This window comes from Nocardioides sp. AX2bis (assembly GCF_902506435.1).
GTDB lineage: Bacteria > Actinomycetota > Actinomycetes > Propionibacteriales > Nocardioidaceae > Nocardioides.
In genome coordinates this window covers 1,714,548-1,727,969 of record NZ_LR733215.1, presented here as the reverse complement: position 1 = coordinate 1,727,969, position 13,422 = coordinate 1,714,548, and the positions used below count along the sequence as shown (strand labels likewise).

Sequence of the window (13,422 nt, the reverse complement as noted above, 5' to 3'; positions counted from 1 at the left end):
GCTAGTGGACCGGCGCGCCCGGGCCCGGCCGACCGGTCCGCGAACGGCGACGACCCGCCGCGACCGAGGTCGCGACGGGTCGTCGTGGGTGCTGCGTGCGGGTCAGGCGCCCCCGCCGGTGAGCTTCTCGCGCAGGGCCTGGAGGGCCTCGTCGGAGGCCAGCGAGCCGCCGGTGCTCTCCGTGGCGCCCGAGGACGCCTGCTGCGTGGAGCCCGAGGCGGTGTTGCCGCCGTCGGAGGAGTAGGACGTGGCCTCGCCGGCCTCGACCTCGGCCTTGGCGGCCTCGGCCTGCTGCTTGACGTGGGCCTCCCAGCGCTCGTGAGCGGTGGCGTACTGCTGCTCCCACACGGCGCGCTGGTCGTCGTAGCCCTCGAGCCACTCGCCCGTCTCGGGGTCGAAGCCCTCGGGGTAGACGTAGTTGCCCTGCTCGTCGTAGGTGGCCGTCATGCCGTAGAGCGTGGGGTCGAAGTCCTCGACGTCCGTGGCGGCCGGGTTCTCGTTGGCCTGCTTCAGCGACAGCGAGATGCGGCGACGCTCGAGGTCGATGTCGATGATCTTGACCATGACGTCGTCGCCGACCTGCACGACCTGCTCGGGGATCTCCACGTGGCGCTCGGCCAGCTCGGAGATGTGCACCAGGCCCTCGATGCCCTCCTCGACACGGACGAACGAGCCGAAGGGCACCAGCTTGGTGACCTTGCCGGGCACGATCTGACCGATCTGGTGGGTGCGGGCGAAGTGCTGCCAGGGGTCCTCCTGCGTCGCCTTGAGCGACAGCGAGACCCGCTCGCGGTCCATGTCGACGTCGAGCACCTCGACGGTGACCTCGTCACCGACGGCCACGACCTCCGAGGGGTGGTCGATGTGCTTCCACGACAGCTCGGAGACGTGGACGAGACCGTCGACGCCGCCGAGGTCCACGAACGCACCGAAGTTGACGATCGAGGACACGACGCCCTTGCGGATCTGGCCGCGCTGGAGCTGGGTGAGGAAGCTGTGGCGGACCTCGGACTGGGTCTGCTCGAGCCAGGCACGGCGCGACAGGACCACGTTGTTGCGGTTCTTGTCGAGCTCGATGATCTTCGCCTCGAGCTTCTGGCCGACGTAGGGCTGGAGGTCGCGCACTCGGCGCATCTCGACCAGCGACGCCGGCAGGAAGCCGCGCAGACCGATGTCGAGGATGAGGCCGCCCTTGACGACCTCGATGACGGTGCCCTCGACGACGCCGTCCTCCTCCTTGACCTGCTCGATCGTGCCCCAGGCGCGCTCGTACTGGGCGCGCTTCTTGGACAGGATCAGGCGACCCTCCTTGTCCTCCTTCTGGAGGACCAGGGCCTCGACCGCGTCGCCGACCTCGACGACCTCGTGGGGGTCGACGTCGTGCTTGATCGACAGCTCGCGGGAGGGGATGACGCCCTCGGTCTTGTAACCGATGTCGAGCAGGACCTCGTCCCGGTCGACCTTGACGATGATGCCCTCGACGATGTCACCGTCGTTGAAGTACTTGATGGTGGCATCGATCGCGGCGAGGAAGTCCTCCTCGGACCCGATGTCGTTGATCGCGACCTGCGGCGCGGCATCGGCGGGAGGGATGATGGTGCTCGTCATAGGGGTAGTGGAACCTTCGGTCGGATGGAGTCGTACGGCGACGCGTGAAGTCCTTGTTCGCTACCTCCGGCTGACCGGCTGGCACCCTGCGGCCTCTGACGGGCCGACGGAGGGTGTCGATCGATAACGATCCTCGTCCGCTCGGTATGGGACCCGGCGGACTCCACTCGCGTAGTGGAGCGTACGCCTGCCCTCGTGGCAGGTCCAACCGGTGGCGGTGGCGGACTGGTGGGGGCGACGCCTGCCGGTCGGTGTCTCGGCCGCGAGAACTTTCGTCCGACCCGGCGCCCACCTCCCCGTACCGCGATATCAAGGTGACGCGGCCCGTCCCACGGGTTCGCCGGGCGTCCCAGCCCGTGCTCCACCAGCCTCCCTCCGCGTTCCTCCCCTCCCCCCTCCGTCCACGGGTCCTCGGGCCAGGGGTGGCGGGGGTAGCGCCCGCGCATCTCGGCCCGCACCTGCGGGTAGACCTCGTCCCAGAACGACCGCAGGTCGGCGGTGACCGCGAGCGGGCGCTGCGCCGGGGAGAGCAGGTGGAGCAGCAGCGGCACCCGGCCGTCGGCGAGCAGCGGCGAGGCCTCCCAGCCGAGCACCTCCTGGAGGCGTACGGCCAGCACGGGCTGGTCGCCCGCGTAGTCGACCCGCACGCTCGACCCGCTGGGCACCCTCACCCGCTCCGGGGCCAGCTCGTCGACCCGGCCGGCCTCGGGCCAGGGCAGCAGGCCGCGCAGGGCGGCGACCAGGTCCGTACGCCGGGGGTCGGCGCCCAGCCACCGCTCGGCCGTGGCGGCCAGGCCGGCGTCGGAGACGTCGGGCCACGGGTCGCCCAGGGTGCGGTGCAGGAAGTCGAGCCGGCGGCGCAGGGACCGGGCGGCCTCGCCCCACGGCAGCGCGTCGAGTCCCTCCCGGGCCAGCCGCTCGCGCCAGGCGGTCGCCATCGCGCCGGGCGGCAGGGTGCTGAGCGGGGCGGAGGAGAGCTTGATCGCGCCGAGCCTCGTGACCCGGCGGGCCACCACGCGGTCGCCTCGCCAGCCGACGTCGTCGGTCTCCCGCCAGCGGGCCGCGGCCGCCTCGAGGGCGAGGTCCTCGGTGAGCGGCGCGGCGGACCGGACGGTCGCGTCCCCGGCGCCTGGACGGCGGTCGAGGTCGGCGACGGCCAGCCATTCCAGCGCGCCCAACCCGGTCGTGCCTGCGTCGCGGTCGCCGGCGCGGGGCAGGGCGGCGCCGGTGCCGCCGACGGTCAGGTACGACGTCCCGCCCGGGCGGCGGCGCGCCACCCGGTCGGGGTGCGCCAGGGCGACCACGAGGCCGACCGCGACGTCGTCGGTCAGCTGCTCCGACGGCGGACCCGACCTCCCTATCAGCGTCTCGAGCCGTCGGGCGGTCGCCTTCCAGGTCGCGGCACCGGGCCCGCCGCGGCGTACCGCCCGCAGGGCCGCGACCAGGTCGGCGCCGGGGGCGCGGACGTCCTCGGCGAGCAGGGCCACCACCTCGGCGGCGCGACGCGCCCCGACCAGCGGCGCCCCGTCGACCAGCGCCCGGGCCAGGCGGGGGTCGGTCGGCACCTGCGCCAGGGCCCGGCCCCGGGCGGTGACGGCGCCACCGTCCTCCGGCGGCTCGACGGCGCCGAGGTCGGCGAGCACCGCCCGCGCCGCGGCGAGGGCCGGCGCCGGTGGGGCGTCGAGCAGCGCCAGCCCTGCCCCGTCCGGCGCGCCCCACACCGCCAGCTCGAGCGCGAAGCCGGTCAGGTCCGCGGTCACGACCTCGGGCTCGGGGTGCGCGGGCAGGTGCGGCTCCTCGGACTCCGACCAGCAGCGGTGGACCACGCCCGGACCCTCACGACCGGCCCGGCCGGCGCGCTGGTCGGCGCCGGCCCGGCTCACCCGGACCGTGACCAGCCCGGCGAGGCCGCGGCGGTGGTCGGTGCGGGGCTCGCGGGACAGCCCGGCGTCGACCACGAGGCGTACGCCCGGGACCGTCAGGGACGACTCGGCCACGGCCGTCGACACGACCACGCGCCGCTCCCCCGGTGCCGCCGGCGCCAGGGCCCGGTCCTGCTCGGCCGACGGGAGCCGGCCGTGCAGCGGGTGCACGGCGGCGTCGACGGTCCCGCGCAGGCGTCGGACGACGCCGTCGACCTCCCCGGCGCCGGGCAGGAAGACCAGCAGGTCGCCGGGGTCGCGGGCCAGCGCGGCCCGGGCGGTGGCGGCGACGTGGTCGAGGAAGGCCGGGGTGGTCCCCCGGTCGTCGAGCCGCTTGACCCCGCCCGGCAGCGGCACCCACCGCCGCTCGACCGGGTGCAGGGCGCCGGGGACGTCGACCACCGTGACCGGGTCCTCGCCCCCGGCCAGGGCGGCAGCGGTGCGCTCGGCCTCGACGGTGGCCGACATCGCGACCAGCAGCAGGTCCGGACGCAGCGCGGAGCGCACGTCCACGGTCAGGGCGAGCGCGAGGTCGGCGTCCAGGGCCCGCTCGTGGACCTCGTCGAGGACGACGGCGCCGACGCCCGGCAGGTCCGGGTCCCGCTGCAGCCGGCGCAGCAGGATCCCGGTGGTGACCACCTCGACCCGGGTCTCCGGGCCGACGACCCGCTCGCCGCGCACCACGAAGCCGACGCTGCGGCCGACCGGCTCGCCGAGCAGGTGGGCCAGGCGACGGGCGGCGGCCCGCGCCGCGATCCTCCGCGGCTGGGTCACCACGATCCGCCCGCCGTCCGGGCCGAGGAGGTCGGCCAGCACCGGCGGCACCAGCGTGGTCTTGCCGGAGCCGGGCGGCGCCTGGAGCACCGCAGCGCCCCGCTCGCGCAGGGCGGCCCGGAGGGCGTCGAAGCCGTGCCGGACCGGGAGGTCGGGCGGGTCGGCGAGGAGCCGGCGTACGGCGTCCTCCCCCGGGCCGCGCGTCCCGGTCGGCCCGCTCACCCGACGGCCGGGTCGACCAGCTCCCCGTCCAGCAGGGTCGGTCGGCCCCGCAGGACGGTGGCCCGGACCGCCCCGGTCAGCTCGCGTCCGTGCCAGGGGTTGTTGCGCGACCGCGAGACCGAGGCGTCGCGGTCCACGACCCGGGTCGCCGTCGGGTCGACCAGCGTGAGGTTGGCCGGGGCGCCGACGACCAGCGCGGCGCCGTGCCCGGCGAGGCCGGCGATGGCGGCCGGCGTGGTCGACATGGTGCGGGCGACGTCGGCCCAGGTCATCCGGCCCGTCGCGACCATGGTCGTGGCCACGACCGGCAGCGCCGTCTCGAGGCCCACCATCCCGAAGGCGGCGTCGACGAAGGCGTGCTCCTTGTCGTGCCGGGCGTGCGGGGCGTGGTCGGTGGCCACCGCGTCGATGGTGCCGTCGGCCAGCGCCGCGCGCAGGGCCTCCACGTCCTCGTCGGGACGCAGCGGCGGGTTGACCTTGAAGGTCGGGTCGTAGCCGGACAGCAGGTCGGTGGTCAGCAGCAGGTGGTGCGGGGTGACCTCGGCGGTGACCGCGATCCCCTGCGCCCGGGCCCACCGCAGCACCTCGACGGTGCCGGCGGTGGAGGCGTGGGCGACGTGGACCCGCGAGCCGGCGTGCCGCGCGAGCATGACGTCGCGGGCGACGATGACCTCCTCGGCCACACCGGGCCAGCCGGGCAGCCCGAGCCGGCCGGAGAGCTCGCCCTCGTGGCAGCAGGAGGCCGGCCCGGCGAGGTCGGGGTCCTGCGCGTGCTGGCTGACCACGCCGCCGAACGCCTTGACGTACTCCAGCGCACGACGCATCACGCGGGCGTTCGCCACGCACCGGCCGTCGTCGGAGAAGACGCGGACGCGCGCCCGCGAGCGGGCCATCAGGCCGAGCTCGGCGAGCTCCTCGCCGGCCAGGCCGTGGGTGACCGCACCGACCGGCTGCACGTCGACCAGCCCGGCGGCCCGGCCCAGGTCGAGGACCCGCTCGGCGGCCTCGGCGGTGTCGGTGACCGGACTGGTGTTGGCCATCGCCAGGACGGCGGTGAACCCGCCGGCGGCGGCGGCGCGCGACCCGGTGAGCACCGTCTCGGCGTCCTCGCGGCCGGGCTCGCGCAGGTGGGTGTGCAGGTCGACGAGACCGGGCAGCGCCACCAGGCCGTCGGCGTCGACCACCCGGGCGTCGCCGGCCGCGAGCGAGCCGCGCTCGCCGACCTCGGCGACGACGCCGTCGCGCAGCAGCAGGTCGGCGGTGCGCTCGCCGAGCAGCGAGGCGCCGCGGACGAGCACGGGACGGGGGGCGGGCTCGGTCATCAGGAGTCCTCTCCGGCGAGCAGGTGGTAGAGGATCGCCATCCGTACCGCGACCCCGGCCGAGACCTGGTCGAGGACCAGCGACTGGGCGGCGTCCGCGGCGTCGGCGGCGATCTCGAGGCCGCGGTTCATCGGGCCGGGGTGGCAGATCGGGACGTCGGGCCCGAGCACGTCGAGCCGGTCGCGGGTCAGCCCGTAGCCGACGGTGTACTCCCGCGCGCTGGGGAAGTACCCGCCGGCCATCCGCTCGCGCTGGACGCGCAGCATCATCACCGCGTCGGCCTTCGGGAGCACCTCGTCGAGGTCGTAGGACGTGGCGAACCCGGCCTCGCGCGACCACGCCTCGACGCCGCTGGGCATCAGCGTCGGCGGCGCGACCGCGGTGACCTCGGCCCCGAGCTTGGTCAGGCACTTGACGTTGCTGCGGAAGACCCGGCTGTGGGTCAGGTCGCCGACCAGCACGACGTGGCGGCCCTCGAGCGGGCCCATCCGCTGCTGCAGCGTGTAGGCGTCGAGCAGCGCCTGGCTGGGGTGCTCGTGCGTGCCGTCGCCGGCGTTCACGACCGACGCGTCGACCCACTGCGCGACCTGCTGGGCCGAGCCGCTGGCGCCGTGCCGGATGACCAGCGCGTCGACGCCCATCGCCGCGATCGTGCGCACGGTGTCGCGCAGGCTCTCGCCCTTGGAGGCCGAGCTGCCCTTGCCGGTGATGTTGACGGTGTCGGCCGAGAGCCACTTGCCGGCGATCTCGAAGCTGGACCGGGTGCGGGTGGAGTCCTCGAAGAACAGGTTGATCACGGTGCGCCCACGCAGCGCGGGCAGCTTCTTGACCTGCCGGCGCTGCACGTCGTGCATCTCGGTGGCCGTGGCGAGGAGGGCGGCGATCTCGTCGGCGTCGACGTCGTCGACCGACAGCAGGTGGCGGCGCATCAGCGCTCCTCCCCCGGCCCGGCGATGCGGACCTCGTCGCGGCCGTCGAGCTCCTCCAGGCGCACCATCACCCGCTCCGTACGGGCGCTGGGCAGGTTCTTGCCGACGTGGTCGGCCCGGATCGGCAGCTGCCGGTGGCCACGGTCGACCAGCACGGCCAGGCGGACGACCTCGGGGCGGCCGAGGTCGTTCATCGCGTCGAGCGCCGCCCGGACCGTACGCCCGGAGAACAGCACGTCGTCGACGAGCACGACCGTGCGGCCGTCGATGCCGCCGGGCGGGACCTGGGTGCGCTGCGGGCCGCGGGTCGGCTGCTGGCGCAGGTCGTCGCGGTAGAAGGTGACGTCGAGCGCGCCGACCGGCACCTCGACGCCCTCGGTCGCGGCGATCCGGGCGGCGATCCGACGGGCCAGGCCGACGCCCCGGGTCGGGATGCCGAGCAGGACGAGGTCCTGCGGGCCCTTGTTGCGCTCGAGGATCTCGTGGGAGATCCGGGTGAGGACCCGGGAGATGTCACGGGCGTCGAGCACGACACGGCCGGCTGCGTCGGCGGGGGCGTCCGCGGGTGCGTCCACGGTGGGGACGTCGCGGTCGTCGGGGGTCTGCGGGGTGGGCACGAGGGCGCCGGACCTCCTTCTCCGCCTCACGGGACGGCTCGTTAAAGGATGTCGATCGCGGCGACCCTAGCAGCGCCGCCAGGCGCCCGCACCGGGCGCCGCCGCGAGGCCACGACGCCGGCTGTCACGCTGTGTTACTTCATCCGGTGCAGCGTCGTGACGCCGCACCTGAGGAAGTAACACAGCGTGACAGCGCGTGGTCGCCGCGGCGGGCGGGCGCCCGGCGGGCCGGCGCTCAGGCGTCCGCGACGTCGAGCAGCGCCTTGCCCACGAGCCCGGCCTCGACGGCGTCCTGGGCGGCGGCGACGTCGGTGAGCGGGTAGTGGTGCAGCGGGAGCCCGGCGTCCTCGCCCACCCGCAGCGCCCCGTCGAGCACGGCCGCGCTGACGTCGGTGACGGCGAGCGAGAGCAGCGCCGGGTCGAGGGTGTAGAGGATGATGAACTGGTAGCGCAGGTTGCGGCTGAACGTCTCGCGCAACGGCAGCGTGAGCTGCTCCCCGCCGTTGTTGGCGTAGACCGCGATCGTGCCGTGCACCCGGGTCACCGCGAGGTCGAGCGCCTGGTTCGGCGCCGGGGCGACCTCGACGACCAGGTCGACCCCGTCCGGCGCGATGCCGAGGATCTCGGCCTGGGCGTCGCCGTGCACGTAGTCGACGACGTGGTGGGCGCCCGCGGCGCGCGCCAGGACGGCCTTCTCCTCGCTGCTGACGGTGGTGATCACGGTCGCGCCGGCCCAGCGGGCGAGCTGGATCGCGGCGTTGCCCACCGCACCGGCGCCCCCGGCGACCAGCACGACGTGGTCGTCGAGCGTGCCCGGCGCGAGCCGGTTGACCTCGCCGGAGGTCAGCGCCCGGTGCGCGGTGATCGCAGGCACGCCGAGGGCGGCCCCCAGGTCGTACGACGCCTGCTCCGGGAGGTGCACGACGCGGTCGGCGGGCTGCACGGTGTGCTCGGTGGCGGTGCCGTACGCCGGGCCGTGCTGGGCGAGGTAGACCCACACCCGGTCGCCCACCGCGAGGTGCTCGACGTCCGCACCGACGGCGTCGACGACGCCGCTGCCGTCCATCCCCGGGCTGACCTCGTCGTGGCCGCGCATCGCCCCGGCGCGGAACTTGTGGTCGGTGGGGTTCACCCCGGAGCGGACCACGCGTACCCGGACCTCACCCGGCCCGGGCTCCGGCAGGTCGCGCTCGACGGGCTGCAGGACGGATGACGGACCGGTCTGGGAGTAGACGACTGCTCGCATGCCGGCGACGCTAACGGCCGTCGTACGCGCGCTGGTCACCCTCCCTGCCGAGGAGGTCATACGTCCTGAGGACAGGTGTCCTCGGGACGTATGACGTCCCGCAGGTCCCGGCGCCGCTACAGCGCGTCGGTCATCCCCGCGCACGCCTGCAGCCAGGCGCGGCGGGTCTCGCCGGAGAGCTGGGAGTACGGCACGACCGCGCCGGTCACCAGCGCCGGGTCGTAGGGCACCCGGTAGACCGCGCGGGTGCGCTGCTCGTAGACCTCGGTGAGGTCGCGGGCCAGCCGTTCGTCGACCTTCGGCGCGGGGTCGGAGAGCACCGTGACCGTGCGGCGCTTGAGGTCGGCGTAGCCGGCGTCCTGGAGGGCGTCGAGCATCCACAGGCCGCTGTAGCCGGTGTCCTCGCGGACGGTGGTGGTGACCACCAGCAGGTCGGCCTGCTCGGCGGCGGCCAGCCAGTTCTCGGCGCGCATGTTGTTGCCGGTGTCGACGAGCACCAGCCGGTAGAACCGCTCCAGCAGGGCGTGCACCGAGGCGAAGTCGTCGGCGTGGATGGTGCCGGTGACGTCGGGCCGCTCGTCGGAGGCCAGGACGTCGAAGTGCGCGTCGCCCTGGGAGCGGACGAACGCCCCGAGGTCGCCGATCCGCGACTGGTAGACGTCGCTGAAGCGACCAAGGTCCTCCAGCAGCTCGCGGGTCGTGTTGCGGTGCTCGCCGCGGACCCCCCGGATGCCGAGCGTGCCGCGGGTCTCGTTGTTGTCCCAGGCCACGACGCCGCCGCCGCGCACGGTGCCGAAGGTGTGGCCGGCAGCGAGGACGCCGGTGGTCTTGGCCGCACCGCCCTTGGGGTTCACGAACACGATCGTGCGTGGGCCCTCGAAGTCACGCTGGATCGACAACCGCTGCTGCTCGTGCGCACGCTCGGCCCCGCCGGCGCGCAGCCGCAGCGCGCCGCCGCTGAGCTTGTTCAGCGCGCCGCGCCAGCCCCAGGTCGCAGGGCCCGGCTCCTGCTCCTGGCGCCGCCGCTCGAGGAAGTCGGTGGCGGTCACGAAGCGGCGTGGCTCGACCGGCTCGACGGCGGTCCCGACCTGCTGCTCCGCCGGGGCCGGGGCGACCCGACGCCCCGCGGGCACCTCCTGCACCGCGGGCGGCTGCTCGGGGGACGCGGGCTGCTGGACCCGTCGACCCGGGGAGGTCGGGGGGGTGCCGTCCGAGCTCAGGGCATCGGGGTACGGGTCGTGGCTGGTCATGGCGCTCCGTCGGGGTGCGGTCAGATCGGGCCCCACCCTCCCACGGCCCGGGGGTCGAGACGTGCCACGGGCGCCTGTCCGATGGTCCTGGGACCCCCGGGTCAGCGGGAGAGGTGGCGGGCGCGCGCCAGGCAGAACACGCCGTACCCGGCGATCCCGATCGCGACCAGGCCGAGCAGGTAGCGGCCGTACGGCTGCTGCAGCACCTGGAGGAGCGCCTGGTCCATGCCGCCGGACTTCGAGGCGTCGTGCGTGATCGCGGCGTAGGCGAACAGCCCGCCGACGATCGCCACGGCCACCGCCTTCGCCGCGTAGCCGAGCTTGCCGGCCAGGACGTAGAACCGGCCCGAGGTGCCCTGCTTGCCCTCGGCGGTGAGGTGCTCGCGGAAGTCCTCGGTCACGGCCTGCTTGGCCTGGACCACGGCGTAGCCGAGGATCCCGAGCGCGACCAGGCCGACGATCAGCTGGCCCCCGGGCAGCTGCAGGACCTGCGCGGTGGGCCCGTCGGTCCCGTCGCTGCTGCCGCTGCTCCCGCTGCCGGTCGCCACCTGGAAGGCGCTGAAGCCGACCACGGCGTACAGCACGGCCTTGAGGACCGACACGACCTGCTTCTTGAGACGGTCCGAGCCGCTCTCGGAGCGGTGGCCGGCCACGGCCTCGAGCACACGCCAGGCCACCAGCATCAGCATCCCGAGGACCACCAGCCACAGCGCGACCTGCCCGAACGGCTGCTGGGACAGCTCGGTCATCGCGCCGCCCGCGCTCGTCTCGCCGCTGCCCTGGCCGAGGGCCAGCTGCAGCGCGAGCCAGCCGACGACGAGGTAGACCACGCCGTAGGCGACCATCCCGAAGCGGACCGCGTGGTCGACCCACGAGTGGTCCTCGGCCTCGGCCAGGGACCTCGGGGCTCGCTCGGACGTGCCACCGGTGCTCATCTGAGGAGAGTAGGGCCCGGGGGCCCGGCCCGCCCCGACCCCCGGGGGGTAGCGGCCGGGGCCGCTCCGGCCTCACTCCTCGGCGAGCTCCCCCAGCGCGGTCTCGATCGCGCGGTGGAAGGTGGGGTAGGCGTAGATCATCGTGCGCAGCGTGTCGACGGGGACCGCCGCGTGCACCGCGAGGGCCAGCAGGCCGAGCACCTCGCCGCCGCCGGGTCCGGCGGCCGTCGCGCCGACGAGGACCCCGCGGTCGGCGTCCTCGACCACGGTGATCAGCCCGCGGGCGCCCGGGCCGTGGGTGAAGCCGCGCGAGGAGGTCTCCGTCGCGGTGCGTCCGACCCGGACGCGCAGCCCGGCGTCCTTCGCCTGCCGGACCGTCATCCCGACGCCGCCGACCTCCGGGTCGGTGAAGGTCGTGTGCGGGACGGCGTGGTACGCCGCGGCGGGACCGTCCTGGCCCAGCACGTCGCGGAGCGCGACCCCGGACTGGTACATCGAGACGTGGGTGAACGCCCCCTTGCCGGTGACGTCCCCGACCACCCACAGGCCCTCCACGGGCTCCCCGTCGACGGTGGCGCGCATCCGCTCGTCGACCTCGATCGTGCGGGAGGCCGGGTCCAGGCCGACGGCCTCGAGGCCGAGGTCGTCCAGGTTGGGCGTGCGGCCGGCGGCCACGAGCAGCTGGTCGGCGTGCAGCGTCTCGGTGCCCTCCCCGGTGTCGTCGCCGGTGTCGTTGCCGGTGTCGACGGTGAGGGTGAAGGTGCCGTCGGCGTGGGCGACCTCGCGCAGGTCGGCGCCGGTCATCACCCGCAGCCCCTCGGAGGCCAGCACGTCGGCGAGCATCTCGCCGGCCTCCGGCTCGTCGCCGGGCAGCAGCCGCGGCCCGTGCTGGAGGATCGTGACGCGCGCGCCGAAGCGGGCGAAGACCTGGGCCATCTCGCACCCGATCGGCCCACCGCCGACCACGACCAGGGTCGCGGGCACCCCGGTGGCCTGCACGGCCTCCCGGTTGGTCCAGTACGGCGTCCCGGCCAGCCCGGCCACGGGCAGCTCGGCGGGGCGCGTCCCGGGGTTGAGCACGACGCCGACGCGGGCGGCGTACGCCATCACGGACCCGTCGGGCAGCGTCACCTCGACGGCCCGCGGGCCGGTGAGACGGCCGACGCCGTGGTGCACGGTCGCCCCGGCGTCCTCGAGGCGGCGCACGGCGATGTCGTCGTCCCAGTCGGTGGTGGCCTCGTCCCGGATCCGGGTGGCCACGGGCGTCCAGGACGGGGTGACGGCCACGTCGCCGGCCAGCGTCCCGGCGCGCGAGGCCTCGGCCAGCGCGTCGGCCGCGCGCACCATCATCTTCGACGGGATGCACCCGTAGTAGGGGCACTCCCCGCCCACGAGGTGGCGGTCGACCACGACGACCGACAGGCCGCCGGCGGCGGCCCCGGAGGCGAGGGCCTCCCCGCCGGGTCCGGCGCCGACCACGACGAGGTCGACCTCGGTGACGTCCTGGTGCTGCGGGTCGGGGCTGCTCGATGGGGTGCTCACCACCCCAGGGTGCCACCCCGCGGCTCGCCCGGAGGGCGGGTCGGACTAGCGGGTGAGCGTCTCCTTCTCGCGCGCGATCCGCGCGAGCAGGCCGTTGACGAACTGCGGGGAGTCGTCGGTGGACAGGTCACGCACCAGCGCGATGGCCTCGCTCACCGCGACCTCGTCGGGCACGTCCTCGGCCCACAGCAGCTCCCACACGCCCAGGCGCAGGGCGTTGCGGTCGACCGCGGGCATCCGGTCCAGGGTCCAGTCGGTGGAGTAGGTGGAGAGCAGCTCGTCGATGCGGGTGCGGTGCTCGACCACGCCGCGCACCAGCGTGGCGGTGTAGTCGTTGGTCGGGCCCTCCCCCGCGTCGATCGCGCGGTCCAGGGCGACCACGGCGTCCTCGGCGCGCAGGTCGGAGGCGTACAGCACGTCGAGGGCCCGCTTGCGGGCCTTGGACCGGGCTCCCACCGGGCGCCCGCTCAGCTCTTCACGCGGCCGAGGTAGGAGGACTCGCGGGTGTCGACCCGCACCTTCTCGCCCTGCGTGATGAACAGCGGCACCTGGATCTCGTGCCCGGTCTCGAGCGTGGCCGGCTTGGTACGCCCGGTCGCGCTGTCGCCGGCGACGCCGGGCTCGGTGAAGGTGATCTCGAGCTCGACCGAGGCCGGGAGCTCGATGTAGAGCACGCGGCCCTCGTTCGTGGCCACGAGCGCCTCCTGCTGCTCGAGCAGGAAGTTGGCGGCGTCCCCGACGATCTCGGGCGCGACCTCGAGCTGCTCGTAGTCGCTGGTGTCCATGAAGACGTAGGACGTGCCGTCGTTGTAGAGGTACTGCATGTTGCGCTTGTCGACCGAGGCCACGTCGACCTTCACGTCGGCGTTGAAGGTCTTGTCCACGGTCTTGCCGGACTCGACGTTCTTCAGCTTCGAGCGCACCACGGCGCCGCCCTTGCCGGGCTTGTGGTGCTGGAACCAGATGACCTGCCAGAGCTGGCCGTCGAGGTTGAGCACCATGCCGTTCTTCAGGTCGTTGGTCGTTGCCATGCGCGCGTGTCAGCCTTCGTGGTC

11 protein-coding genes are annotated in these 13,422 nt (G+C 74.6%); all 11 read right to left on the bottom strand.

Features of this window, described 5'->3' with window-relative positions:
• Positions 1-102 precede the first annotated feature (102 nt).
• The 11 genes from rpsA to efp all read right to left on the bottom strand — a co-directional run bounded on the left by rpsA (position 103) and on the right by efp (position 13,398).
• Positions 103-1,608: a 30S ribosomal protein S1 gene (gene rpsA, locus GV155_RS08270; RefSeq protein WP_160006990.1), complete on the bottom strand. Its 1,506-nt coding sequence runs from the start codon at positions 1,606-1,608 to the stop codon at positions 103-105.
• Complete coding sequence (gene hrpB, locus GV155_RS08265; RefSeq protein WP_160006988.1) at positions 1,605-4,526, bottom strand: ATP-dependent helicase HrpB; 2,922 nt, start codon at positions 4,524-4,526, stop codon at positions 1,605-1,607. The genes rpsA and hrpB overlap by 4 nt, the downstream gene beginning before the upstream one ends.
• Positions 4,523-5,848, bottom strand: a complete 1,326-nt coding sequence (locus GV155_RS08260) for a dihydroorotase (protein WP_160006986.1) — start codon at positions 5,846-5,848, stop codon at positions 4,523-4,525. The genes hrpB and GV155_RS08260 overlap by 4 nt, the downstream gene beginning before the upstream one ends.
• Entirely contained in the window at positions 5,848-6,777 is a 930-nt protein-coding gene (locus tag GV155_RS08255) for an aspartate carbamoyltransferase catalytic subunit (RefSeq protein WP_160006984.1), read from the bottom strand. The genes GV155_RS08260 and GV155_RS08255 overlap by 1 nt, the downstream gene beginning before the upstream one ends.
• Positions 6,777-7,352 carry a bifunctional pyr operon transcriptional regulator/uracil phosphoribosyltransferase PyrR gene (gene pyrR, locus GV155_RS08250; RefSeq protein ID WP_160011017.1) on the bottom strand — a complete coding sequence of 192 codons (576 nt, stop codon included), beginning with the start codon at positions 7,350-7,352 and terminating at the stop codon, positions 6,777-6,779. The genes GV155_RS08255 and pyrR overlap by 1 nt, the downstream gene beginning before the upstream one ends.
• Positions 7,353-7,629: 277 nt before the next feature.
• Positions 7,630-8,640: an NADPH:quinone reductase gene (locus GV155_RS20965; protein ID WP_160006982.1), complete on the bottom strand. Its 1,011-nt coding sequence runs from the start codon at positions 8,638-8,640 to the stop codon at positions 7,630-7,632.
• Between the two features lie 116 nt (positions 8,641-8,756).
• A complete protein-coding gene (locus GV155_RS08240) occupies positions 8,757-9,890 on the bottom strand; it encodes a MinD/ParA family ATP-binding protein (RefSeq protein ID WP_201300107.1) in 1,134 nt (377 codons plus the stop codon).
• Between the two features lie 101 nt (positions 9,891-9,991).
• Positions 9,992-10,825, bottom strand: a complete 834-nt coding sequence (locus tag GV155_RS08235) for a DUF1206 domain-containing protein (RefSeq protein ID WP_160006980.1) — start codon at positions 10,823-10,825, stop codon at positions 9,992-9,994.
• A gap of 72 nt (positions 10,826-10,897) precedes the next feature.
• Positions 10,898-12,367, bottom strand: coding sequence for a dihydrolipoyl dehydrogenase family protein (locus GV155_RS08230; RefSeq protein WP_160006978.1), 1,470 nt, complete (start codon positions 12,365-12,367; stop codon positions 10,898-10,900).
• A 45-nt stretch (positions 12,368-12,412) separates the two neighbouring features.
• Entirely contained in the window at positions 12,413-12,823 is a 411-nt protein-coding gene (gene nusB / locus GV155_RS08225) for a transcription antitermination factor NusB (protein WP_160006976.1), read from the bottom strand.
• An 11-nt stretch (positions 12,824-12,834) separates the two neighbouring features.
• On the bottom strand, positions 12,835-13,398 hold the full coding sequence (efp, locus tag GV155_RS08220) for an elongation factor P (RefSeq protein WP_160006975.1): 564 nt from the start codon (positions 13,396-13,398) through the stop codon (positions 12,835-12,837).
• Between the last annotated feature and the right edge of the window lie 24 nt (positions 13,399-13,422).